This is a genomic window from Erysipelothrix sp. strain 2 (EsS2-7-Brazil), from assembly GCF_016617655.1.
Lineage (GTDB): Bacteria > Bacillota_I > Bacilli_A > Erysipelotrichales > Erysipelotrichaceae > Erysipelothrix > Erysipelothrix piscisicarius.
The window spans coordinates 30,135-55,119 of the sequence record NZ_SCFT01000008.1 but is presented as its reverse complement, the minus strand read 5'-3'; the positions used below and the strand labels follow the sequence as shown (position 1 = coordinate 55,119).

Genomic DNA, 24,985 nt, shown 5'->3' with positions numbered 1-24,985 from the left:
TTACCCTCTTTTTTATTTAACACTAATCTTATTCGAAAGTTGTTCTTCAACTTTTGTCGGTAAAGTAATTGATAAGATACCGCGTTCGTAAGTTGCGTCAATGGCATTTGCATCAACATCCGCAAAGCGAATTTGTCGTTTAACGCTCTTTTGATTTCGTGAACGATAGAAATAATTCTTTTCTTCTTTTTCTTCAGTTGTGCGATGTTCTGCTTTAATCGATAAGATGTCACCACTAAATTCTACATCAATATCTTCTTTTTCAAATCCAGGCATCTCAATATCAACATGATAATTCCCAGATTCACGATAAATATCAATTCCGGTGCCAAAGCCTGCATTATTCATAAAATCATCACCAAATAAGCTTTCTAAAAGTGTTGTCGGTCTAACTGTTTGTTTCATATGTCCGCCTCCTATTTTAGCACTCGCTTATAAAGAGTGCTATTACACCTTTAGTATATCACATTCATTAGCACTGTCAATACATGAGTGCTAATTCACAAATAATTAGGTATACCTTTCTTGACACGATAATTAATCAGGCGTATAATACCAATTAAATTAGGTGACCCTAATTTAATATAGGAGGTCTTATAATGGCTATTTCAAAATCATTATTATCCGAATTCAAATCGGAATATCAAAATAATAAAACGGCGCGCACCCTTGAAAATGCAGTAACACACAGCGGCATTCACGATACTGCCGTCGATCACACACTCTCATCACGTTATCCTGATGCATTTTCTGTTCAGGCTAAAGGGGGTCACATTACCAATCAGAAAGCAAGCGGACGTTGTTGGATGTTTGCATCACTAAACACAATGCGTGCTGATGTTCTGGGTTGTCTTAATGTTGATACCTTTGAATTCTCAGAAAGTTACCCTTTCTTTTGGGATAAATTAGAGAAGGCAAATTACTTCCTTGAAAGCATTATTGAGACAAAGGATGAACCAACTGATGGTCGCTTAATCCAACATCTACTCTCTGGTCCCATTCAAGATGGTGGTCAGTGGGATATGTTTAAAGGAATTTTAGAAAAATATGGTGTTGTACCGAAAGAAGTCATGCCCGAAACATATCACAGTTCAAACTCTGCCTTCATGAACAAAATCATCACGTCAAAACTGCGCGAATTTGCTTATGAACTGCGCGAATCTGAAAACCCACGTAGCAAAGATGAAATGTTATATGAAATCTACCATATTTTATGTTTATGTCTTGGAACACCTCCAGAAACCTTTAGCTACGAGTATCATGATAAAGATGGTAATTATAAAAAAATCGACACCATCACACCTGTAGCGTTTATGAATGAATATGTTGGATGGAATCTTAAAGATAAAGTAAGCATTATCAATGCACCAACCGCTGATAAACCTTATGGAAAAGCATTTACAGTTAAATATCTTGGAACGGTGAAGGAAGCAGATCCCATCAAGTATGTGAATGCACCGAGTCAAATTTTAAAAGAAGCAGCCATCGCACAACTTCAAGATGGAAAACCAGTATGGTTTGGATGCGATGTTGGGCAAATGCACGATCGTGAAAATGGAATTATGGCTAAAGATGCCTTTGATTTCAAAGGCGTTCTTAATACTGAATTAAACCTTGATAAATCCGGTCGTCTTGATTATGGCGACAGTTTGATGACCCACGCCATGGTTTTCGTTGGGGTTAATCTGGATGAAAACGGAAAACCAACACGTTGGAACGTTGAAAACAGTTGGGGAACAGATCGTAATGCACGTAAAGGCTATTACACCATGACTGATGAATGGTTTGATGAATACAACTACCAAGTTATGGTCGACAAGAAATATGTACCGAAAGATTATCTTGAAGCCCTTGAAAGTGATCACGTCATTGAGCTTGAACCATGGGATCCAATGGGAGCTCTCGCCCTAGTGAAATAGTGGTTAAGATGATTGGAGATTTATCCACGTACTGACCGTCAAAAGAAAAACGTATCGAAGGATACGTTTTTCTTTTGTTATTCTACGGTAACTGATTTTGCCAGGTTTCGTGGACAATCGATGTCGCAGTCTCTGATTTTTGCACTGTAATAGGCAAACAATTGATGTGCAATAATGCTGATAAACGGCATGGTTTTATCATCAACCTTTGGCACGACGAACACATCATCACAAAAACTCGAAAGCATCGGGTCGCTGGTCATCAACAGAAGTTGACCTGATCGTGCTTGCACCTCCTGTAAATTGCTCAGGGTTTTTTCTTTAGTATCCATTTGTGTTAAGGTCACAATTGAAAGTACTTTTGGATCAATAAGAGCAAGGGTTCCATGTTTTAATTCCCCTGCCGGATAAGCATCACTCATAACATAAGAAACTTCTTTGAGTTTCAGCGATGCTTCAACCGAGGTTGCGAAGTCCAGTCCACGACCTAAGAAAAACACTGAAGAAATCCCCAAGTATTTTCGTGCGAGCGCTTGAATGTCATCTTTTTGTTCAAGCAGATCTTGTTGTGCACGAATACATTGTTGAAGCATCACAAGGGCTTGATGTGGATGTTTCGATTCTTGAAGTAATAATGTGATAAGATACAACAATGCGATCTGTGCCGTGTAGGCTTTTGTACTCGCCACAGATTTTTCAAACCCCGCACATGTATAAATACACACATCGACCTCGCGTGCGATTGAAGACCCTTGAGTATTCACAATTCCAAGCGTCTTAATTCCTTGCTCAGAAACCATGCGTAAACAGGCAAGACTATCTGCCGTTTCACCACTTTGCGAAATAAACCATGCACAATCTGCTTCACCGAGCTTTAAAGGATAATAACGGAACTCACTTGCTGTATGAATCATGACTCGATAATCTGTTTCAGCTTCAATCCAATACTTTGCGCATAACCCTGCATAAAGGGCCGTTCCACATGCAATAATGTGGATGGTTTTAATGTTTGTAAAGAAATCACACGGGATGGGCAAGGAAACATTTAACGAACCCTCATCATCAGCTTGTGTATAAGTTCTTAAAGTTCGGTCAAGTACATCGGGTTGTTCATGTATTTCCTTAAGCATAAAATGCTCAAACAATTGTCGATCGGATGATTCTTGATTCCAATTCGCAAAATGAATTACTTTATCTTTAACTTCGATACCATCGGATCGGTACACCACAAACGAATCCGACTCAACACGGACAATTTCACGATCATCAAGAAGTATATACTCATTGGTATAACTCAAAATGGGTGACATATCCGAACCAAGAAACATTTCATCTTTTCCAATACCTAAACACAATGGACTGCCGTGCCGAACACCATAAAGAACATCCTGTTCGTTTAAAAACATGATCGCAAAAGCATAACTACCACGAATCCGGTCACACAGTAATTCAATGGCTTTTTGATTTGAGATTGATTGCTTTATTAGATAATCCAAATACTTGGCCGCAACCTCAGAATCTGTCTCTGATACAAAACTGTAACCAAGTGCTAATAATTCTTCTTTCAACTCTAAATAATTTTCAATAATGCCATTATGTACCAACACTACATTTTCTGTGCCATGTGGGTGCGCGTTATTTTTAGATGCACGACCATGCGTTGCCCAACGCGTATGACCAATACCACAGGAAGGTTCACCTTTACGAGCTGCTTCAAGTTGCATTTCTAAATTCTTAATTTTTCCTTTTTCTTTATACGTTTTTATTTTTTTTCTTTCTTGAATCGCTAAACCAACTGAGTCATACCCTCGGTACTCTAAGTGGGATAATCCCACGCTTAAAACGTCGACAGCATTACGCGTGCCAACATATCCTACAATTCCACACATATTATATATCTCCTATTATTTTAAGATTATGGTTGATAAGGGATTTGTTCTATTTGTCCTTATCTTACGATTCCATATAACCGAAGAGGCATCCGCCGAAGTCTCGATTCTCCTCTTTCCTCGTCGCTCAATATGAGCCAGGCGCTTGTATTCCTAAAAAACCTCCTTTCGATTTTTATTTTACCATACTCTTTTTTATCCTAATAATTTTTTTTCTTAAACAACTACATCGTGTAATTTAGAGAACTTAATCATTCTTTGTGTTTTATTACAAAGAGTTTGCTATAATGTGGATATTGTAATTTTGGAGGTTACACAATGTCTTATTTCAATTTTATGGGGCATGAGATCTTTTATGAAGAATTCGGTATGGGAGACCCCTTGATTTTCCTACATGGTAATGCATCATCATCTGATGTATTTAAACCGATTATTGATTTATATAAAGATGACTTTAAAGTCGTTCTCATTGATTTTTTAGGTTATGGAAAATCCGAGCAGATTGATACATTCCCACTTGATATTTGGGCTTATGAGGCTGCTCAAGTTTTAGAATTGATTCATATTAAAGATTATCGAGATGTAAAATTAGTTGGAATGAGCGGTGGTGCAATTGTTGCAGTGAATATTGCACTCAAAGAACCCGGACGGATTCATAAAATCATTGCCGATAACTTTCAGGGTGAATCATCAAGCCCGCAATTTCTTGAATCGCTTGCACGTGAGCGTCGCAAGTTACTTTCCAGTATACCCGGAAAGTTTAACCTCCGAAGGATTCATGGAAAAAAATGGCATACAACAGTGGTTAATGAAACCAATGCAATCTTAGAATTTGGGAATACACCCTACTTCGATGATTTGAGTAACCTACGTGCTCCCCTTCTTTTAACGGGATGTCGTGATGATCAGCGCATTCGTAAATGTCATTACATCCAAATCTATAATTGTTTGCTCAAAAAAGTACGTCACACATCGATCTATTTATTTAAAAAGAGTAAACATCCCGCAGTTTTGGCTCATCCCGAATCGTTTTCCGATTTGGCATACCATTTCTTCGATGACGATGACACCATTCAAATATATAAAGTAGAATAAAAAAACAATCAGTTTCGATCTGATTGTTTTTTTATACTTATTTAAAAACTTTAACTTTACCCTTCACATCTTGTAGTGTTTTGGGTTGGACTTCGTCAATTGCTTTACCAAATGGCATTTGCGCAACTAATTTCCAACTTGATGGTATTTCAAATGCCTCTGCAGCACTTGCATCCACAATTGGATTGTAATGTTGGACGGATGCACCGATTCCAGCTCCGGCAAGAGCAGTCCATGTTACCAATTGCAACATACCATTCTCTTGCTCAGCCCAAATTGGGAAATTATCCGCATAAAGTGCAAATTGGTCTTGTAACCCATTCACAACATCGGTATCAATATAATAAAGAATGGTACCTTGACCTTGTTTAAAACTTTCCAATTTCGCAACAGTATTTTCAAAGCCTTCTTCAGGTGCTACTTTACGTAATGCTTCACGTGTTAAGTCCCAAAATGTATCACTGTGTTTTCCAAATAAAACGACTGCTCGTTGTGTTTGAGCATTAAATGCTGATGGTGTATGTTGTACTGATGACTCCACCAACTCAATTACTTCATCTTCGGTTAATACCGCTTCCTTTGATAATCCATATCGAGAACGTCGAAGTTCTAAATCTTCAAAAATCTTCGTCATGACATTTTACCTCCTGAGTCACTATGTTTTACGAATTATATTATATAGTTATTGACTATGTTAATTCAAACCATATGCTCTAAAATTGTTTGTGTAATTTTCAAGTTTGTGAACTAATCTGGTTAATGTAGATTTTAGAAAAGGAATGGTGTAAAATGATTAAAGAACTAGGAGGAATTGATTATGATGAAATTAGTTGTTGTTCGTCACGGTGAAAGTGAATGGAACGAAAAAAACCTCTTTACTGGATGGGCTGATGTAGAACTTTCAGAAAAAGGTGTAGAAGAAGCTAAACTTGGTGGACGTATGCTTAAAGAAGAAGGTTACGATTTCGATATCGTTTATACTTCATACTTAAAACGCGCAATCCACACAATGGACAATATTTTAAATGAAATGGAACGTACATGGTTACCAATCGTTAAAGATTGGAGACTTAACGAACGTCACTACGGTGCGTTACAAGGTTTAGACAAAGCAGAAACTGCTGCAAAATACGGTGAAGATCAAGTTCTTATTTGGAGACGTTCATTTGATGTGAAACCTCCAAAATTAGATCCTACCGATGAACGTGCTCCACGTAATATGGAAGCATACCGTAATGTAGAAGATAAAGATATTTTACCATTACACGAATCCTTAAAAGAAACAATTGAACGTGCTGTTCCTTATTTTGAAGAAACAATTAAACCTCAAATGTTAGATGGAAAACGTGTTCTTATTGTTGCTCACGGTAATTCATTACGTTCACTTGTTAAATACTTCGACAATATGACTGATGATGAAATTATGAAGGTAAACATTCCTACAGGTGTTCCTTTAGTTTATGAATTTGATAATGACTTTAATGTCGTAAACAAATACTACCTCGGTGACCAAGAAGCACTGAAAGCTAAAATGGAAGCAGTCGCAAACCAAGGAAAAGCGAAATAAGTAAAATAAAACGAGTCTCACTCGTTTTTTTTAATATTGGTCTAAGTTATTAGGCTAGTTTATTAGCCCGGATTTTTGTACAATAGTAATAGACTTTGGAGGTAATTATGAAAAAAAATGATATAGGTGTTATTGGACTTGCAGTCATGGGGTCAAACCTAGCCCTAAATATGGCTGATCACGGTTATAATGTATCGATCTATAATCGTACATATGCTGTTGGTCAAAAAGTAATTCAAGAAAACCCACACGAAAATTTAAGCCTTTTTGAAAGCTTAGAAGAATTTGTGACTTCACTTGAAGCTCCGCGCAAGATTATCCTAATGGTAAAAGCAGGACCTGCTGTCGATAAAGTAATTGAAAATTTAATTCCACTCCTTAATAAGGGTGACATCATCATGGATGGTGGTAATTCAAACTTTAAAGATACGATTCGTCGTACCCAAGAAATCGAAGCACTCGGATTCCGTTATTTAGGTGTTGGTATTTCAGGTGGGGAAGAAGGCGCACGTTTCGGCCCTGCTATTATGCCAGGTGGAAGTAAGGACGCATATCAATTTGTTTCAAATATATTGGAAGATGTTTCTGCTAAAGCACAAGGTGAGCCATGTTGTACGTATATTGGTGAAAATGGTGCCGGTCATTATGTCAAGATGGTTCATAATGGCATTGAATATGCAGATATGCAATTAATTGCAGAAAGTTATTCAATTTTAAAACATGTTGGCGGTTTTACGAATGAAGAACTTGAAGCAATCTTTACCGATTGGAATCACGGTGAACTTGATAGTTTCTTAATTGAAATTACAGCACAGATTTTTGGTGAAATTGATCCGGATACCGGTAAACACATGGTGGATGTTATTTTAGATACAGCCGCTCAAAAGGGAACTGGTAAATGGACAGCCGAAGAAGCATTAAATACAGGTACCGATGCTTCCTTACTTGCATCCGCAGTCTTTGCACGTTTTATTTCAGCGAAAAAAGAAGAACGTGTACAAGCACAAGATATTCTTGGGTTTGAAGCACCTCATGCACAAATCAATGATCGTGAAGCCTTTATCGAGCAAGTTCGCCAAGCGTTATATGCAAGTAAGATTATTGCCTATGCACAAGGTTTTGACTTGATGAAAAATGCATCCATTGAATATGGATGGGACTTAGACTTTGGTGCGATTGCGAAAGTATTCCGTGAAGGATGCATTATCCGTGCGAAATTCTTAAATCGTATTACAGATGCTTATACATTAAATCCTGAGTTACAAAACTTAATGTTGGATGCATCATTCAAAGAAAGTCTGCTTGATTATCAAGGTAGTTTACGTGATGTGTGTGGTCTTGCCATTCAATCTGGAATCAGTGTTCCTGCCTTTACCAATGCAATCAGTTATTTCGATGCATACCGTAATGGTCGTTCAAATGCAAACTTGATTCAAGCTCAACGTGACTTGTTCGGAGCGCATACCTTTGAACGTGTTGATAAACAAGGTAGTTTCCACCACGAATGGAATCCTAGTAATGAAGGCAAATAATCATATAGTCGCAATTTTCGGAGGTACGGGTGACCTAACCTACCGAAAGTTGTTACCTGCATTTTATAACCTTCTTGAAACCAAGAGTCTTCCTGATTCATTTCATCTTGTTGTAATTGGACGACAAGATTTAACGACAGCGGCATACCACGAGTTGGTAAAGCCATGGCTTCGTGAACAGGCTCGTTTTGATGTCAAAGAAGAAACATTGGATGTCTTTCTCGAATACGTGTCCTATTTTAAAATGACATTTACGGAAGATGAAGGATATCCACGTCTTAAAACATATTTTGAGGCGCTTGATCCTCAAGCACACGTTCTTTATTATTTTGCCGTTGCACCTTCTTTCTTTGAAACAATTGCAACACAATTAGCGCGTCATCAATTGGTTTCCAAGAGCAAGGTTATCATTGAAAAACCTTTTGGAAATGACTTAAAATCCGCAATCGATATCAATAATACGTTAACGCATATTTTTGATGAAGATCGTATCTTCCGAATTGATCACTATGTTGCGAAAGAAATGGTTCAAAACATCTTTACGATTCGTTTTTCTAATATGATCTTTGCGGATAGTTGGAATGGTGCATCCATTAATAATATTCAAATCAGCGCCGCGGAAACGGTTGGTGTTGAAAATCGTGGGAATTACTATGATCATACAGGTGCTTTAAAAGACATGTTTCAAAATCACTTGCTTCAGTTATTATCCATTGTTCTTATGGATGAACCACAAGCATTTAATGCTGCTGACATCCACCGTGAACAAGAAGCTGTGTTGGAAAGTCTGTATGTTAAAGATTACGAAAATGATATAGTGTACGGTCAATATCTTGAAAATAAAGATTCGAAGTCTTATATACAGGAAGATAAGGTGCAGTCTGACTCCACAACCGAAACCTATGTTGCATTAAAACTTGCCTCATCACTTCCTAAATGGCAAGATACCCCTATCTACATTCGTACGGGGAAACGTATGCATAAGCGTTCCACGGAGATTATGATTGAATTTAATCAAAAAGACCACGAACAACCTAATGTACTCATTATCAAAGTTCAACCGGACGAAGGGGTCTATCTTCGTTTTAATATTAAAAAACCGGGCCAAACTCATGATAGTCAGACAGTCTTTATGGATTTCTGCCAGAGCTGTAATTACGAAAATAGGGAAAATACGCCGGAAGCGTATGAGCGTCTTCTCAAGGCAGCCATGGATTCCGATCAGTCCTTATTCGCAAGTTTTAAGCAAGTCCATCTAAGTTGGAGTTTGGTTGAAACTATCCTAAAGCATAAAGGCAATGAGAGTCCTGAAGGCTATGCTGCTTATTCATCCGGTCCGAAACGTGCTCATGATTTATTAGCACGTGATGGCAATCAATGGATTGAAGAACAGGTTATGGGCGAAATATTTAAATACTAAACATAAAAAAACTTCTTAAAGTGCTAAGAAGTTTTTTTGTGTTTACATTCCCGTTCCTAAGTACTGCGAGATTGCTGCAGACAAACGTGGAATAATTTGATTCTTTCTTGAAACAACATCTTGTAAGAACGTACGTGCTTCGCCATCTTTATTTGGGAATGCATCCAAGACGGCTTCTTTTAGACTTCCTGAAGCGACAATAATGGATCCATTATCTTCTACACTGGTAAAGACGACAACCAATAAATCAAGATGATGTTGAACTACAAACTGTTCCATTACTTCTTCAAATGAATCTAAGATATCATCCAATTCATCAAAATGGTAAATGACCAATTGTGATACCATAACCTCTTTTTGAGAGATGTAGAATTTCTTAATATCTTGGTTAATGATGTCTTCATACGGTTTATTTTTTAGACCGGATGTGACTTCATACATATCGCGTGCAAATTCATTACGATCCAGCCCGGAACGATCTTGAAGAATCTGTGCAATCTCAAAATCTTTAGGCGTTGTTGTTGGTGATTTTAAGTTTAACGTATCGGATATCAATGCTGAGAGCAGTAAAGATGCAATATCTTTGGGAATTTCAACACCATGCTCCAGATACATCTTTGTGATGATCGACGCAGTTGAACCGATAATCTCATTTCTGAAATATATTGGTTTAACGGTTCGTAAATCGCCAATACGGTGATGATCAATGATTTCGAGTATTTCTGCTTGTTGGATCCCATCAACGCTCTGTGAAGCCTCATTGTGGTCCACAAGAATCATTTTTTTACTGGATGAATTGAGAATATGATAACGTGAAACAAAACCATAAATCTTATTTTGATCATCCAATACTGGATAGGCACGATAACGTGTTTTAAGCATGCGCTTTCCAACATCATCCACAAATTCATTCCAATTAAATGTTACCAAGTCTGTTGACATGACTTCCCGAACACTTGGTGCAAAGAGTAAATAACGCGATGTATTCATCGTTCCATGTGTTGATCGAATAATCCCACAATCATGAAGTTTCGCAAGCGATAACACAGATTCCTCAATCTCATCCGTCCATACCGTCACGATACACGAAGCACCTTTACGTATAGCCGTTAATTGTGACTCCGTATCATTCCCAATGATCACCAAACGGTCTGTTAATTCATAATTATCCAATTTCGTCTTGGAAATCGCAATAATGCTTGTTTTTCCATTAAAATGAAAATGTTTGGGTTCATAAATTAATTCACCGTCGATCGCCTGCGCAATATTACACATAGGGGTTTTCTTTAAGAGTGCGATTGAATGTTTCGTATCCCCCATCGCGATATGCGCAAGATTTGAACTGGTCACAAGTCCAATAAGTTGATCCCGATCATCAACCACCGCAAGTGTTTGTCTTTTATCTGAAATAATTTCCATTGCTTCCTTAATGGAGGTATCCAAATGAATCTTAACCGCATCATCCATTTCAATTTCATCAAGCGTTGCTCGTGCATCTTTAAGGAGTGTTGGCGTTTCAAAACCAAAGCGATCGAGAAGATAGCTGGTCTCATCACTCAGTTCACCCAAACGACATGGCACTGCTGGAGCACCAAGAATGTTTTTTAAATGAGCATATGCAATTGACGATACAATTGAATCCGTATCTGGATGACGATGTCCACAAATATAGATTAAATCTTTTTCGTTTTTCATATAATTTCCCTTTCAGTCATTAATATTAGTTTATCATATCTACTTAATATATAAAGATGACCCTGTGAAAAAGAACCGCAATTAAACACTATTTATGGGTATAACTCACCGATTCTATTTCAATGTTGCGTTATTTATTCTGTTTATATTTCATACACCAAGTTTCTTTGAGCATCTTGCTTTTTTATTACTTTATAAAAAAACACTGATTTCTCAGTGTTTAGTCTTCATGAATCATATCGTAGCGATATGATGAATGCTTAATCATATTTGGATTTGGTTTACGTGTTCGATGAATTTCTTTATGTACATCACTGCGCTTAAAGTTTGTATAAGCATCTTCATTTTCCCAAACAAACGATACATCTACACAATCATAACTATGGCATGATTCGTTCAATCCTACACGAATACTTACAAACCCTGGAAAATCTTTAACTACCGTACGATTATAAAAATTCTCGGCAAAATCACGACCAGTTCCTTTTTTCATTTCAAAATGCTTAACTTCTACATATTTCATTGTGATACCATCCTTTTTAAAATCGTAAGTTCTCTACTAATATTTTATGCAAAGTGCAACAATGAATCAAGCATTCTATAAGTTAAATTAACCAAATATTTCACAAAGACTCTATTATGGGAATGATTTGTTCTAAAAAACGGAACTCATGTCACAAAATAAAAAGCACCGTAAATCGTTTGTGATTTGTGGTGCTTTTATACACAAAGTTATTTTGTAAGACGTGGCAAACTTAGAACGTCTTCAATTGAGTCAATAATATATTGAGCACCATGTTCTCGAAGTTCTTCAACACTACGAAAGCCCCATGACACGCCTACAGGTATCATACCCGCATTTTTCGCTGTCTTCATATCCACATCACTGTCCCCTACAAAATAAATTAGAGAAGGGTCGATCGCCATTTTTGAAGCAATCGTTAATGGGTAGTATGGATTGGGTTTATGCTTGCCATCAAAGCTATCACCAATCGTCGCAATAAAATCAATATCTCCATAGTAATGTTTCACAATACCATCTGTATACTCTTGTTTCTTATTTGTACAAATTGCGATTGGAATGTTACGCTGATTGAGCGTTTTTAACGTTTCACACACCTTATCATAAGGAACGGATGCCTCCGTGTAGTGATGACTGTACTCATCAAGGTATTCTTCAAGGATTCTTTCAAATCCTTCGTAATCACTTGGTAAAGCCCGTTCAACAAGTTTTTTCATCCCATTACCAACAAATTTTTTGTATTGGGTGCGATCATAAGTGGGAAGCCCATGACGTTGCAGTACTGTATTTAAATTATTTCCTAAATCATCAATTGAATCTAATAACGTTCCATCTAAATCAAAAATAAATGCCATTTGAGACCAACTTTCTAAATTACATGTCTAAATATTTGATTATCATGCTTTGGTTCATAACATGTAGTGATTGGACGGGAAGCCGCCCATTTGAAAAAGCGTGAATCATCATGTTTGGTTTTAATCGGAAAAAAGCAAAGTGGTTGAAGTAAATCCAGCGCTTCACGGGCACCACGATCAAAATTTTTCCCCATTGAAGGTTCAAGCGTAAACATCATGAGGTCAATGGGCGCAAAGTCCGCAATATCGTGGAGGATTTCATGAAAACGATGTGTTTCAAAGCGTGATTCCGCAACGGTAAAGGTATCATCCCAATGCCAATTATTCAAAGAGCCTGCATGTAAGATTTTTAAGTCACCTTCTTGAATTAAGTAACACACTCCACCACCCGTACTTTCATATGTACGCACTTTCGCAAATCCCAAGTGAATTTCATCACCCGGCTCCATCATAAATACATTACGATAAGGCGAAACTAAAATATCCGAAGATAAGATAACCGTCTTCCCATAGCTGTATATTGCATCATTATAGTGATTACGATGGCGACTTGTCACAAAAAAGAATGTTTCTTTTTCACTATACAAATATCGAGACGGTAACAGTCCCTCCACATAATCAAAAATATAGATTGCTTTTTCTGTTTCCACAACATAACCCGCATTATTAATATATTCTACATTTACCATGATAATGCCCCCCTTCCTTTTATTATAACACGAAAAAGAGTAGCATTATGCTACTCTAAGATAACTGTGATTGACCTGAATACAATGAAGCATATCGTCCGCCTAATTGTATCAAATCATCATGACTTCCACGTTCAATGATTTCACCGTGTTCCAAGACAATAATTGCATCCGCATTCCGAACTGTTGATAGACGGTGCGCAATCACAAATGTAGTACGTCCTTCCATAATTGAGTCCATCCCTTTTTCAACCATACGTTCCGTACGGGTATCAATGGAAGAGGTGGCTTCATCAAGAATAAGAATTTCAGGATTGGCTACGGCTGCACGTGCAATATTGAGTAATTGCATCTGCCCTTGTGATAAATCATCCCCATCGCCCCCAAGAACGGTTTGATAGCCATGTTTAAGTTGGCGAATGAAGTGATCAGCATTCGCCAACTTCGCAGCTTCAATACACGCCTCATCACTTGCTTCAAGGTTTCCATAGCGAATATTTTCCATAACAGTACCACTGAACAAATGAGTGTCCTGAAGTACCATCGCAATATGTTTTCGTAAACTGTAACGATTTATGCGATCCAAGGGTTTTTCGTCAATTAAGATTGTGCCTGCGTCAATGTCATAAAATCGCGAAATAAGGTTTGTGATCGTTGTTTTCCCTGCTCCGGTAGACCCTACAAAAGCAATTTTTTGTCCCGGTTTCGCCCAAAACGAAACATCTTTTAAAACAGGAACCCCGGGATTATAACCAAATGTTACATTTTCAAATCGAACCGATCCTTCAACCTCTTCCAGAATCAAATCGGTCTCATTTTCAGATTCCAAACTCCAGTCCAATAATTCAAAGATTCGTTCTGCGGAAGCAATTGCAGACTGAAGTGTTGTGAATTGGCTGGAAATTTCATTAATGGGTTTTCCTTGAGTACGTGTCATATTTACATAAGCACCCAAGTCTCCAATACTTAATCCATGATTAATTGCAAGATATCCCCCTACAATCCCAATGATTGCATAACTTATCGTATTCACATTTTGCATTAATGGAAACATCATGATTGAGGTGATTTGAGCTTTTTGAGAATTCTTCCGGTAATCTTGATTTAGGACTTGGAAATCTTTCTCTGCCTCTGTTTCATGATTAAAAAGTTGCATAACCATCTGACCTTCCATTGACTCTTCAATATACCCGTTTAAGGTTCCCAAAGAACGTTGTTGGCGTTTTGAGTAAATACGACTGCGCTTCACAATCGCATTCGCCATAATTGAAAGAAGCGGAAGAATTATCAAAGTCACAAGAGAGAGTGTTGGACTTAAGATAAACATCACAACAATGGTTCCCAATAAGGTAAAGATATTGATCACAATCGACGCAGCTGCAGAGTTTAACCCCTCCCCTACAAGGTCAATGTCGTTTGTAAAACGACTCATTAAATCCCCATGTGCATTTTGATCGTGATACTTAACATCCATTTTCAATACATGATCAAACATATCTTTTCGGATTGTTTCTACCGTACGCTGCGAAATTTTCACCATCATCCGGTTTGAAAAAAGCATCGCCAAAACCTCAATCGCGAAAATGATTGCAAGAAAAATAAGTTTACTAAAGAGCTGTTGGAACATCAAATCTCGGGTAATCGTTCCATTTAACCCATTTTCAATAATTTTAATTAACGGAGAAATCGAATAGGATCCATAAAGCCCGCCAAGGGTAGAGATAATGGATGCGATGATAACCATGATGAGCAGTACTTTATTTTGCCCTAAATATCCCAATAATCGTTTTAGCGTTTTTTGTTGGTTTCGTGGTTTATGACCAATTACAACTTTACGTTCACTCATGCTATTCATCCCCCTTTCGTAGTTGGCTCTCATAGATTTCTTGATATACATTGCAGGACTCCAACAAGCCTGTATGGGTTCCTTGTCCGACAATTTGACCTTCATCCATGACTAAAATCATATCACTGTCGGATACAGAACTAATTTTTTGCGCAATACTAATTACCGTAACATCTTCATAAAGACTCTGAACGGATTCTTTAACGCGTTGTTCTGTAGCTGCATCCAATGCACTGGTACTATCATCTAACACAAGAATTTTAGGTTCTACGACAAGAGCCCGTGCAATACACATGCGTTGTCGTTGACCTCCTGATAGATTGGTCCCACCTTGTTGGATTGGGGCCTTAAAGCCTTCTTCTTGTTCCATAATAAAGTCATAGATTGAAGCAGCCTTTGTTGCACGTACAAGATCTTCATGTGTTGCATTTGGATTTCCAAGTTTTAGGTTTGATTCAATCGTTCCAGTAAATAAAACATTTTTTTGCGGAACAAAGCCGAATTGACTTCGTAACGCTTTTAAATCAAGAGTTCGAATATCTTTCCCATCGAGATAAATGGTTCCTTCAGTTACATCAATCAAACGAACCATGAGGTTAATTAACGTTGATTTCCCAGAACCTGTCGATCCAATAATTCCAACGTGCTCACCGGGTTTAATTGCGAAGTTAATATTGGTAAGAATATCACTTGCATCTTCATAATAACGGAATGAAACATTATCAAAATGTATATCCCCTCTTGGATTTTCCGGAAGCGTATCTAAAATTGATGCATTGATAATATCCGGTTCCGTTTCCAATACTTCTTTCAAACGAATTACGGATGCTTTTGATCGTGAAATCATCATTAAAACGTTTGTGATCATCATCATTGAGAACATCGTAAAACGAAGGTAATTAATAAAAACTAATAGATCTCCAATATTAATTAAGTTTTGATCGACAATGAGAAAACTTGATATCCACACAATAAATAGGGTGGCAAAATGAATGGCTCCCATTAATGCAGGATTCATGACCACCATTAAATTCATTGCACTTACGGAAGCATCAAACAACTCACCGTTTTCATCTTTGAATTTATGTGATTCTTCATCCTCGCGTACAAAAGACTTAATAACACGAATGTTCATGAGGGATTCTTGTACTTTTCGATTCATCTTATCGACTTTATCTTGTAACTTTACAAAGCGTGGAAACCCTTCTTTGATTACATAAAAAAGAACGAGAGATAAAACAACTACTGCCCCCAACATAACAAGTGATAAATCTGGACTTATCATGTACGTCATCACAACAGTACTAATAAGAAATACAGGTGCCCGAACCAAAAGACGTAAGCACATCATAATCGTTCGCTGTAAAAAGTTAATATCATTGGTAAGTCGTGTCACTAAAGATGCGGTTTGAAATTGTGACATATTTTTTAACGAAAAGGTTTGGACTCGTTTAAAAATATCACGACGTAAATTTAACGCAAAATTATTGGACGCTTGGGATGGAAAAATCAATCCAAGCATCGCAATCACGGCACCCAGCAAGGCTAACCCCACCATCTTGAGTCCGACATTTAGGATTACTGTAAAATCTTGATTCGCAATCCCTACGTCAATAATCTGCGCCATCAATTGAATTTGATACAATTCGATGAAGGCCACACTACCGACAAAGATTATCCCCAATAACGCGATTGGGATTTCAGGTTTAAAATATTTAAAGAATGTTTTCATTTGTCTCTCTTGCCTCCAATCCTTTAATCATTTCTGTAAGTAACGCTTCTAACTGAAGTTGTTGTTCTGGGTTTAAGTTTAGGAACATTGAGTTGTTTATGGAATCAAAATTTTTCTTTAGCTCAACGATTGTTGCTTCTCCCTTATCGGTTAGATAAAGCTGACGACAACGTTTATCATCTTCGGGTATTTCCCGGCGAATAAAATCACCTTGTTCAAGACGCTTGATTGCAATCGACACTGTTTCCTTTGTAACCACCAATGCCTCTGCTAACTCTCTTTGGGTCATTCCAGGATTTCGATAGAGTTCAAACAAAAAACGTGGTTGTCCAATATAGAGTCCTAAGGTATCAAGATACGTTTGAACAACACTACGATGTTTTCGCTCTAAAGCACGATAAAGTTTTGATAATACAGATTCCATAATCTTCTCCTTTAGTTAAACGACTAACTAATTATATCAAAAAAGAAAAAGACACTGTGATAAATAAATGAAAGCCGTCCAGAGACGGCTTCCTTAGTGTCTTTAGCCAATGAAGATCAACCATAAAAGTCCATAAATTAATCCTAAAACAAGGAGTAATGCCGGTAAGAGTGTGACAATTGCAGCAATAATCATTGCTGTCGTATCATTTTTCTCAAACTCAACACCTTTAAACTTTTCTTGAATCTCTTCTTCAGTTAGTAATTTTCGCTTTTTTCGTTTATTCAACATAACTATTTCTTTAAATTACATGCAACATAATGGTTTTCGCCAACATTATGCCAATCAACATCTGCAACTGCATTTGTTTTAAAGTTATGGAAATCATAAACATCGTTTTCAGAAGCATAGAGGTCTGCCTCAACTTCTTTACGATCTTTACGTCCACTAATATCGGTTTTTAAGAACGCATTTAATAAGCGTTTTGTATATGGATGTTTTGCATCCGTAAAGATTGCTTTAATTGGTGCAGCTTCAACAATCTTACCACCATACATAACAATAACATCATCTGCCATTTGGCTGATAACACCAAGGTCATGGGTAATAAAGAGAATTGAGGTATTGTAATCATTTTTAAGATCATTCATAAGTTTTAGAATCTCTGCTTGAATGATAACGTCAAGCGCTGTTGTAGGCTCATCCGCAATGAGAAGCTTAGGATTACATGCAAGTGCCATCGCAATCATAACACGTTGACTCATCCCACCTGATAATTGGTGAGGATAGTTTTTTAATACTTTTTCAGGGCGAGGAATTTTAACAGATGCAAGCATCTCAAGTGCACGTTGACTTGCCTCTTGTTTACTCATTCCTTGGTGAAGCATTAATACTTCACTGATTTGACGTTCAACGGTAAAGACAGGGTTTAGACTTGTCATTGGTTCTTGGAAAATCATTGAAATATCATTTCCACGAATTTTACGTAATTGTTCCTCAGTGTAATCAGAGAGCACTTCACCATTAAAGACAATTTCACCCTCATAAATACGTTGGTTTGACTCAAAAAGTTGTAAGATTGACATCGCTGTCTGACTCTTTCCACTTCCTGATTCACCAACAATACCCAGTGTACGTCCTTCATCAACGGAGAAGGATACACCGTTAACAGCTTTTACTAACCCGCGTTTTGTATCGAAGTAGGTATGTAGGTTTTTAATTTCTAATAAAGCCATGCTTACATACCTCCTTTCTTGTTCTTCGCTTCGGCATTAAGCAGACGACATGCTACAAAGTGATCTGGTGCCACTTCATACCAATCTTTATCGGCTTCACCCGTTTCTTCAAATGTGAAATCGAAAATGCCATTAGGAACAACTTTAAGGAGTTCGGCAATTTCTGCTTCATCTTTTTCCATACGAGGAATCGCTGCAAGCAATTGTTTCGTATAAGGATGTTGTGGATTGCTAAAGATTTCTTCAGCAGGTGCAAGTTCAACCAAATTACCAAAATACATAACACCGATACGGTCACTAATATAGCGAACCACACCCAAGTCATGTGTAATAAAGAGGTATGTTAGGTTATGTTCATCCTTAAGATCTTGAAGTAAGTTAATAACTTGTGATTGGATTGAAACATCCAATGCACTTACCGCTTCATCACAAACGATAAACTTAGGACGAAGTGCTAATGCACGTGCAATCCCAATACGTTGACGTTGTCCACCTGAAAATTGGTGAGGATAACGGTGAATAAATTCTTTCTGAAGTCCACATTTTTCCATTATATCAATAATGTATTCATTGTATTCATCACTGTTTGCATCCTTGAAGAGTTTATGAGCAATCAGACCCTCTCCAATGATGTTTCCTACGGTAAAACGAGGATCAAGTGATGAATATGGATCTTGGAAAATAATTTGTAAATCCTTACGTAAGAAACGCATCTCTTGTTTATTTAATGATGATAAATCGATACCATCATCAAGTAAAGATTCATATTCTTCAAAATTATCATGAGATGATAATTTCGCCTTCATTTCGTTAATAACCACATTAACGTCATTCAACTCTTTTTGCGCTTGTTCTAATTTTTCTTTTAAACTTGTGACATTACCATTCGCTTTTTTATCGTGCATGGTATTGCGTAATGTTTCCATTTCAAGTTCTTTATGTAACTTCGCAACAGCACTCCCTTTTTGATATTTTGAGAGGAGTAAATTGCTTACTTCATTCAGATTATCATGAACAAGAAGCCCACCGGCAAGACGGAAAATATTTCCGTAAGTTGTCTCATATGCAATCTTTAAAAGACGCAATGATTCATTAAGTTCAATAAATTCTTCGCCTGATGTTCCTTCAATTTTTGATTCAAGGTCTTTAATCGCTTGGTATTCCGCATCATGTTTACCAAAAACTTTTGGTATTGATTTGTATACTCCGCGTACGTACTCAGGCATCATTTCTTCAATTGTTTCACCATAATAAAGTGATACACCACCTGTTTGATCGTACAATTGAATTAATGTACGACCAAACGTGGATTTACCACAACCTGATTCTCCAACAAGTCCTAATGTTTCGCCTTCAAAAATTTCAATTGAGATATCTTTGTTCGCTTTTACATATTCTTGTTTACGTTGGAAAATACTTGATTTTTTGATTGGGAAATATTTTTGTAAGTGTTCAACCTTAATGAGAACGCGATTATCTTTATTTTCCATTATATAATCCCATCCTTACTTTTTAATTTTACTGTATTTGTCATTTTATCTACCATCCCCTATTTCTGGTTCGACTTCGGATCCATAGCATCACGAAGTGCATCTCCCATTAAGTTAACAGACAAGGCTGTAAGCATAACGCAGAGTGCTGGTAGAAGCCATTGCCACCAGTAATTTTCAATAACTGTTGTATTTGCAACACCATTAAGCATATTACCCCATGATGGTGAAGGTGGCTTAACACCAAATCCTAAATATGAGAGTCCGGCTTCTGTTAGCAAGCTGGAAGCATATCCAAGCGTCATATTAACAATAATAAAGTTAAATACACTTGGTAAGATATGGCGAATAATAATTGTTTTTTCTTTTAATCCTAAAGCGCGTGCGGCAAGAACGAAATCTTTCTCACGTTCAGCTAGGATTTGTCCACGTACTAGACGTGCAACACCCGGCCACGAGATAACCCCCAAAATAACCATAATCATCGCAAGACGTTGTGATTGTGTTGTTGATGAAGGTAATAAAGCCGATAAGGTAATTGCAAGCGGCAAGAATGGGAAAGCACTAATAACTTCAGCAATACGCATTAATAAGTTATCAACCCAACCACCGTAGAATCCAGCAATTAAACCAACAAGAACACCGATGAGTGTAGAAATAATCATTGAAATCGCTCCAACGGTTAATGAGATACGACCACCGTAAAGCAAGCGTTCTCCAATTGAGCGTCCCATGTCATCGGTTCCCAAAATAAATCCTTTATTTCCCCAACCGTTAATTTGATTATCTTCGCTCACAGCAAATGATTGGAAGTGATCTGAGAAAATTTGTTTGTTTTTAACGTTTGTTACTGATGTTGGAACATCTGTTAAATTAAATTTGCCCTCACCCCAAGCATAGACGTGACCCGATTCAGTAAGTGCGTTAAAGGATGTTAATGTTGATGAAATTTGAACAACTTTACCATCAAGTTCAGGAACACTTTGGAATTTACCATGTGAACCCCATGTATGAACATTACCATCAGCATCTAAAGCCATTGCTGATGTTTTTGTAAGCTCAACTTGAGTGACTTTAACAGAACCATCTGTTAATTCTGTCGGGATAGCACCAACTTCAGTACCACCTTGACCGAATGCTACTAATGATCCGTCATCAAGTAAAGCGATGATATTAAATTGTCCAATGGCAATGTCTTTAACACGACCTTGGATACTTTTGGGAATATTATCGAGGTTGTTCTCAAGAACACTACCCCATGTATAGATTTTTCCTTTATCTGTAACAATTGCAGTAAAGCGTTTCCCTGCTGCTACTTTAACAATGTTGTCACTACCAAGTTCTTCCATGACATCAAATGGTAGTTCTGTTTGAGAGAAGGTATTTTCACCCACACCAATAAATTGATTGTTTTCGGTGACTGCAACAACAAATTTATCTCCGGATGCTAGTGATTTAATTTTACTATTTTTCGTCTTTTCGACAATTTGATCAACTTTAAATTTCTTATCAGGACGTTGTCCCCAGAAATGTACTTTTCCTGCGTCATCTAATGCAACAGAATAGGAAGTACCACTGCTAATTGTCTCAATGTTTTTCCCTTGTATTTCCTTGGGAATATTTAAATACTTCGTTCCTGGAGCAAGGTTATTTAATACGGTTTCATGTTCGTATGAGTTATACGGTCTGAATGTCGTTGTCCCAAAAACAATCGCAAAAATTAATACAAAACCAATAAGTCCCGTTACTCCAAGTTTGTTTTCAAAAAAGTTTCTCGCAATTTGTTTTGATGGGCTGATAACCACATCTTCTGCGATTAAATCTTCAAGTTCTTCGCGTCGTTGTCCACCACTCTTAAATAGATTAGCAAACATCGATTTGATACTTGACCAAAATGAATTTTTCTTATTATTGTCCATATCAAAATCCCCTAATCTAATTTAACACGTGGGTCAACCATCGCGTATCCAATATCCATAACAATGTTTGAAACGAGTGATAAGATTGCATAGAACATGTTCATCGCTAATACAAGCATGAGGTCACGACTACCAACTCCTTGAATCAAGACGTTTCCAATCCCGTTCCACGAGAAGATTTGTTCAGTAATTGCGGCACCCCCAAAAATACCAGCAATCGAACCTGCAAGAACCGTTACAACTGGAATTAGAGCATTTCTAAACGCATGCGAATAGACAATGACTTTTCCTGATAACCCTTTGGCACGTGCAGTACGAATATAATCACTGTTTAACACTTCAATCATTGCATTTCGGACATATCGAATTGTCGATGCAAATGAACCAATGGTTAATGTGATAATTGGTAAGGCTGCATAACGGAACCATTGCCCCACATATGCAATCCCTGTAGTTCCAGCAAGTGGCATCCCACCTGTAGGGAAGATGCTTAATTTAATTGCAAAGAAGTAAATTAACAAGATCGAGATTAACAATGTTGGCATTGACATTCCGACAAGTGAAAAGACTTGCCAAAATTTATCAAATTTTCCGCCACGATTCACGGCTGATTTAATACCTACAATAATTGAAATAACAAACGCAATTGTTGTAGAAATTATATTCAGAAATACTGTATTTTTTAGAGGTGTTGCAATAACCTCTTTTACGGGTTTATTTTTAGAAGTTGAAATTCCTAAATCACCCGAAAGTGTGTTTTTTACCCAACGAACATATTGTTCTGGGAGTGGCTTGTTATGACCGATGCGCTCTGCAGCCTCATCGTAAGCCCTTTGGTATTGTTCTGGATCTTTGATCGCTGGGTTTATCATTCCTATTACGGGATCACCAGGCATCATTTTCACTAATGAAAACAGCATGATTGAAATGATGATCACAACAGGAATCAACGACATAATCCGTTTTATCATATACTTAAACATCGTTTTTCTCCTTTTAACACGACTATAAGAAGTGCCGATTGACACTTCTTATAGTACTTACATTCAATTATAACTCAAATTATCCTTCGATTGAGATATATTCCATAGTTTTTGACCAGTCCATCTCTGGTGTTACTTTTTCTAAACCTTTAACACGGTTTGACGCGATGTCATGGTATAGATTTGAGTAGAGAGGGATTTGGAACAAGAGGTCATTCCAAAGTTGGAAGTATTCAACAACTGCTTCTGAATAAGCTTCACGATTTCCTGGTTCAATACGACGTACCTTTTCAATAGCTGCATCAAGTTCTGGATCTGAAATATCACTCCAGTTTAAACCTGTTCCAACATATTTTGAATGGTTTTGCCATGGATCATAAAGTGATGTGAATGATGTTGCAAGGTTAAATGCATTAAAGTCATTCTCTTCACGTCCTTGCATGTATGCACCTAAAGTAGCAAATTCACCTTGTTCAATGTAGTATTCCATACCAGCTTTTTCAGCTGCAGGAACTAATTGAGATACAATTAAATCTGTTACTGAGTTCTTCTCAGAACCAAAGTGTTTTACAACAAGTTTATTTCCATCTGCATCATAACGAGCATAATCTTTACTTGCTTTACTTGCATCAAATGGTGTAACACCATCTTTTTCGAATTTGTAGATTGATTGATCTAGTAATTCATTTGCTTTAGTAATGTTGTAAGTATAGTCGATAAGTGAACTTTCAATCTTGTCCTTGTTATCTTTATAGAACCATTGTGATAATCCGAATGGTCCATTAACTACAGAACCGTATCCACCAGCAATTTTTTGAACAAATTCGTTACGGTTTAACATGTAACCAATTGATTGACGTACTTCTTTGTATTGAGTAGGTCCTTTATTTGCTTTTAATGTGATGTTACCAAATCCATTACGTGGATAGTTAACAGTTTGTAATTCAAGTTCTTTTGCTTTATTGATGTATTCACCCTCAATGTTTCCTGGTGATAAATCAACTTCACCTTTTTCGATCGCTTGTACTGTAACGTTTGAGTCAACTTGACGGATTACAACTTTTTCAACTTCTGGTTTTTGACCTTCGTAGTTTCCTACATATTGATCATTTTTAACAAGAATTGTTGTACCATTTTCATAGCTTTCTAACTTATACGCACCTACTACAACAGTTGGTTTGTATCGTTCAGTTGTTGAAACATATTCAACAGCTGCTTGAATTTCTTCAGGTGTGTTGTCGAATGCGTTTCCTTCAGCATTTAATTTAGCATCCTTAAACCAAACATGCATTGGTTCAGGTGAGATATCAGCTTTACTTGCTTCAAAGTAGTATGGCAAGTTTGCTTTATCGATTGTTAATGAGAATGTATTGTCGTCGATTAATTTAACCCCTTCGAAAACTTTTGATTCCCCTGTGCTGTATGCGTTATAACCTAAAAGTTCATCTCCGGTACTTTCCATTGATGCAACTTTCATCCAAGCTGGATGTGAACGGAACAACATAGCCATAACGTAGTCTTTAGCTGTGATTTCTGTTCCATCAGAGTATTTATTGCCACCTTTGATTTTGAAGGTATAAGTTTTATTTCCTTCGCTGTCTGCTTTAACTTCATGGCTTTCTACGAAGTTAGGATTTGGCTTGATCTCTGAAGTATCGCGATCAATATAGAAAACGCTTGCACCTAAGTGCATTAAGTTAGTTGCCCATCGGTCATAGGCATTCGATCCGAACCCTTCCACAAAGTCACCATTTTGTGAAGCAGGGGCCGCAACCGTTAATGTACTGGATGAACCTTGTGATCCACAACCAGTAAGAACCAATAACGCTGCAACGAATGCAATCATTAATTTTTTCATGGTAATTCTCCTCCTTTTGTTGTCAAACATTGATACAGATAAGTGATACTGTATGAATGTATTATATAGGATACAGAAAATTTGTCAATTGGTTTTTCAGTATATTATCAATTTTATGAAAATAAATCATAAAATCTCTGAAACAATTTACATTTGCTGTTATTCTATGAAATATCCACTGTTTAGTGCGTTTAATGACGAATATTTTAAGTTGTATGAATATTTATCATGAAAAGTAATTCTAATATATCACAAAAAATCCATAGTTTGGCGTGAAGCGTCCGAAATTCCTGAAACAACTTTCAGAAATTAATG

The 24,985-nt window shown here is 37.1% G+C and carries 21 protein-coding genes; 5 read left to right on the top strand and 16 right to left on the bottom strand.

What is annotated here, in order from left to right:
• Positions 1-12: 12 nt before the first annotated feature.
• Positions 13-405 carry an Hsp20/alpha crystallin family protein gene (locus tag EPJ90_RS05215; RefSeq protein ID WP_200542747.1) on the bottom strand — a complete coding sequence of 131 codons (393 nt, stop codon included), beginning with the start codon at positions 403-405 and terminating at the stop codon, positions 13-15.
• Positions 406-599: 194 nt separating this feature from the next.
• On the opposite strand from EPJ90_RS05215, the gene EPJ90_RS05210 reads away from it, so the two are divergent.
• A complete protein-coding gene (locus EPJ90_RS05210) occupies positions 600-1,919 on the top strand; it encodes an aminopeptidase C (protein WP_161636679.1) in 1,320 nt (439 codons plus the stop codon).
• Between the two features lie 77 nt (positions 1,920-1,996).
• On the opposite strand, the gene glmS is transcribed toward EPJ90_RS05210, so the two are convergent.
• Positions 1,997-3,808 carry a glutamine--fructose-6-phosphate transaminase (isomerizing) gene (glmS, locus tag EPJ90_RS05205; RefSeq protein WP_161636680.1) on the bottom strand — a complete coding sequence of 604 codons (1,812 nt, stop codon included), beginning with the start codon at positions 3,806-3,808 and terminating at the stop codon, positions 1,997-1,999.
• A 318-nt stretch (positions 3,809-4,126) separates the two neighbouring features.
• Here glmS and EPJ90_RS05200 point away from each other — a divergent pair, with 318 nt between their 5' ends.
• A complete protein-coding gene (locus tag EPJ90_RS05200; RefSeq protein ID WP_161636681.1) occupies positions 4,127-4,903 on the top strand; it encodes an alpha/beta fold hydrolase in 777 nt (258 codons plus the stop codon).
• 37 nt (positions 4,904-4,940) lie between these two features.
• On the opposite strand, the gene EPJ90_RS05195 is transcribed toward EPJ90_RS05200, so the two are convergent.
• Complete coding sequence (locus EPJ90_RS05195; protein WP_200542746.1) at positions 4,941-5,537, bottom strand: nitroreductase family protein; 597 nt, start codon at positions 5,535-5,537, stop codon at positions 4,941-4,943.
• Between the two features lie 180 nt (positions 5,538-5,717).
• Between EPJ90_RS05195 and gpmA the strand changes: the two genes are divergently transcribed.
• From gpmA to zwf, 3 genes are all read left to right on the top strand, one after another.
• On the top strand, positions 5,718-6,470 hold the full coding sequence (gene gpmA / locus EPJ90_RS05190) for a 2,3-diphosphoglycerate-dependent phosphoglycerate mutase (protein ID WP_414650432.1): 753 nt from the start codon (positions 5,718-5,720) through the stop codon (positions 6,468-6,470).
• Positions 6,471-6,577: 107 nt separating this feature from the next.
• Complete coding sequence (gene gndA / locus EPJ90_RS05185) at positions 6,578-8,002, top strand: NADP-dependent phosphogluconate dehydrogenase (protein WP_161636684.1); 1,425 nt, start codon at positions 6,578-6,580, stop codon at positions 8,000-8,002.
• On the top strand, positions 7,989-9,422 hold the full coding sequence (gene zwf, locus EPJ90_RS05180; RefSeq protein WP_125164772.1) for a glucose-6-phosphate dehydrogenase: 1,434 nt from the start codon (positions 7,989-7,991) through the stop codon (positions 9,420-9,422). Before gndA ends, zwf begins: the two co-directional genes overlap by 14 nt.
• A gap of 42 nt (positions 9,423-9,464) precedes the next feature.
• Here the strand turns inward: zwf and EPJ90_RS05175 are convergent, their stop codons facing one another.
• The 13 genes from EPJ90_RS05175 to EPJ90_RS05115 all read right to left on the bottom strand — a co-directional run bounded on the left by EPJ90_RS05175 (position 9,465) and on the right by EPJ90_RS05115 (position 24,670).
• Complete coding sequence (locus EPJ90_RS05175) at positions 9,465-11,117, bottom strand: putative manganese-dependent inorganic diphosphatase (RefSeq protein ID WP_161636685.1); 1,653 nt, start codon at positions 11,115-11,117, stop codon at positions 9,465-9,467.
• A 220-nt stretch (positions 11,118-11,337) separates the two neighbouring features.
• Positions 11,338-11,640, bottom strand: a complete 303-nt coding sequence (locus tag EPJ90_RS05170; RefSeq protein ID WP_161636686.1) for an antibiotic biosynthesis monooxygenase family protein — start codon at positions 11,638-11,640, stop codon at positions 11,338-11,340.
• Between the two features lie 209 nt (positions 11,641-11,849).
• Positions 11,850-12,494, bottom strand: coding sequence for an HAD family hydrolase (locus EPJ90_RS05165; protein WP_161636687.1), 645 nt, complete (start codon positions 12,492-12,494; stop codon positions 11,850-11,852).
• Between the two features lie 14 nt (positions 12,495-12,508).
• A complete protein-coding gene (locus EPJ90_RS05160; protein WP_207106268.1) occupies positions 12,509-13,183 on the bottom strand; it encodes a metal-dependent hydrolase in 675 nt (224 codons plus the stop codon).
• 55 nt (positions 13,184-13,238) lie between these two features.
• Complete coding sequence (locus EPJ90_RS05155) at positions 13,239-15,029, bottom strand: ABC transporter ATP-binding protein (protein WP_161636688.1); 1,791 nt, start codon at positions 15,027-15,029, stop codon at positions 13,239-13,241.
• Position 15,030: 1 nt separating this feature from the next.
• The gene (locus EPJ90_RS05150; RefSeq protein ID WP_161636689.1) at positions 15,031-16,761 is read right to left on the bottom strand and encodes an ABC transporter ATP-binding protein; all 1,731 of its coding nucleotides are present in this window, start codon (positions 16,759-16,761) and stop codon (positions 15,031-15,033) included.
• Complete coding sequence (locus EPJ90_RS05145; protein ID WP_161636690.1) at positions 16,745-17,185, bottom strand: MarR family winged helix-turn-helix transcriptional regulator; 441 nt, start codon at positions 17,183-17,185, stop codon at positions 16,745-16,747. Before EPJ90_RS05145 ends, EPJ90_RS05150 begins: the two co-directional genes overlap by 17 nt.
• 102 nt (positions 17,186-17,287) lie before the next feature.
• On the bottom strand, positions 17,288-17,476 hold the full coding sequence (locus EPJ90_RS05140) for a hypothetical protein (RefSeq protein ID WP_125164780.1): 189 nt from the start codon (positions 17,474-17,476) through the stop codon (positions 17,288-17,290).
• 2 nt (positions 17,477-17,478) lie between these two features.
• On the bottom strand, positions 17,479-18,420 hold the full coding sequence (locus EPJ90_RS05135; RefSeq protein WP_161636691.1) for an ABC transporter ATP-binding protein: 942 nt from the start codon (positions 18,418-18,420) through the stop codon (positions 17,479-17,481).
• Between the two features lie 2 nt (positions 18,421-18,422).
• Positions 18,423-19,910 (bottom strand): oligopeptide/dipeptide ABC transporter ATP-binding protein, encoded by a 1,488-nt coding sequence (locus EPJ90_RS08645; protein ID WP_125164782.1) that lies wholly within the window; start codon positions 19,908-19,910, stop codon positions 18,423-18,425.
• 59 nt (positions 19,911-19,969) lie between these two features.
• Positions 19,970-21,829: an ABC transporter permease subunit gene (locus EPJ90_RS05125; protein WP_200542745.1), complete on the bottom strand. Its 1,860-nt coding sequence runs from the start codon at positions 21,827-21,829 to the stop codon at positions 19,970-19,972.
• Positions 21,830-21,840: 11 nt separating this feature from the next.
• Positions 21,841-22,812 carry an ABC transporter permease gene (locus tag EPJ90_RS05120; RefSeq protein ID WP_161636693.1) on the bottom strand — a complete coding sequence of 324 codons (972 nt, stop codon included), beginning with the start codon at positions 22,810-22,812 and terminating at the stop codon, positions 21,841-21,843.
• 79 nt (positions 22,813-22,891) lie between these two features.
• A complete protein-coding gene (locus EPJ90_RS05115; RefSeq protein ID WP_161636694.1) occupies positions 22,892-24,670 on the bottom strand; it encodes an ABC transporter substrate-binding protein in 1,779 nt (592 codons plus the stop codon).
• Between the last annotated feature and the right edge of the window lie 315 nt (positions 24,671-24,985).

Excerpts from the sequence above, each read along its gene's own strand:
- EPJ90_RS05135 (WP_161636691.1), bottom strand. The coding sequence starts at position 18,420 with ATGGCTTTATTAGAAATTAAAAACCTACATACCTACTTCGATACAAAA.
- EPJ90_RS05195 (WP_200542746.1), bottom strand. The coding sequence starts at position 5,537 with ATGACGAAGATTTTTGAAGATTTAGAACTTCGACGTTCTCGATATGGA.
- EPJ90_RS05115 (WP_161636694.1), bottom strand. The coding sequence starts at position 24,670 with ATGAAAAAATTAATGATTGCATTCGTTGCAGCGTTATTGGTTCTTACT.
- EPJ90_RS05170 (WP_161636686.1), bottom strand. The coding sequence starts at position 11,640 with ATGAAATATGTAGAAGTTAAGCATTTTGAAATGAAAAAAGGAACTGGT.
- zwf (WP_125164772.1), top strand. The coding sequence starts at position 7,989 with ATGAAGGCAAATAATCATATAGTCGCAATTTTCGGAGGTACGGGTGAC.
- EPJ90_RS05120 (WP_161636693.1), bottom strand. The coding sequence starts at position 22,812 with ATGTTTAAGTATATGATAAAACGGATTATGTCGTTGATTCCTGTTGTG.
- EPJ90_RS08645 (WP_125164782.1), bottom strand. The coding sequence starts at position 19,910 with ATGGAAAATAAAGATAATCGCGTTCTCATTAAGGTTGAACACTTACAA.
- EPJ90_RS05125 (WP_200542745.1), bottom strand. The coding sequence starts at position 21,829 with ATGGACAATAATAAGAAAAATTCATTTTGGTCAAGTATCAAATCGATG.
- EPJ90_RS05160 (WP_207106268.1), bottom strand. The coding sequence starts at position 13,183 with ATGGTAAATGTAGAATATATTAATAATGCGGGTTATGTTGTGGAAACA.
- glmS (WP_161636680.1), bottom strand. The coding sequence starts at position 3,808 with ATGTGTGGAATTGTAGGATATGTTGGCACGCGTAATGCTGTCGACGTT.
- EPJ90_RS05140 (WP_125164780.1), bottom strand. The coding sequence starts at position 17,476 with ATGTTGAATAAACGAAAAAAGCGAAAATTACTAACTGAAGAAGAGATT.
- EPJ90_RS05215 (WP_200542747.1), bottom strand. The coding sequence starts at position 405 with ATGAAACAAACAGTTAGACCGACAACACTTTTAGAAAGCTTATTTGGT.
- EPJ90_RS05150 (WP_161636689.1), bottom strand. The coding sequence starts at position 16,761 with ATGAAAACATTCTTTAAATATTTTAAACCTGAAATCCCAATCGCGTTA.
- EPJ90_RS05200 (WP_161636681.1), top strand. The coding sequence starts at position 4,127 with ATGTCTTATTTCAATTTTATGGGGCATGAGATCTTTTATGAAGAATTC.
- EPJ90_RS05175 (WP_161636685.1), bottom strand. The coding sequence starts at position 11,117 with ATGAAAAACGAAAAAGATTTAATCTATATTTGTGGACATCGTCATCCA.
- EPJ90_RS05155 (WP_161636688.1), bottom strand. The coding sequence starts at position 15,029 with ATGAGTGAACGTAAAGTTGTAATTGGTCATAAACCACGAAACCAACAA.
- EPJ90_RS05145 (WP_161636690.1), bottom strand. The coding sequence starts at position 17,185 with ATGGAATCTGTATTATCAAAACTTTATCGTGCTTTAGAGCGAAAACAT.
- EPJ90_RS05210 (WP_161636679.1), top strand. The coding sequence starts at position 600 with ATGGCTATTTCAAAATCATTATTATCCGAATTCAAATCGGAATATCAA.
- gndA (WP_161636684.1), top strand. The coding sequence starts at position 6,578 with ATGAAAAAAAATGATATAGGTGTTATTGGACTTGCAGTCATGGGGTCA.
- EPJ90_RS05165 (WP_161636687.1), bottom strand. The coding sequence starts at position 12,494 with ATGGCATTTATTTTTGATTTAGATGGAACGTTATTAGATTCAATTGAT.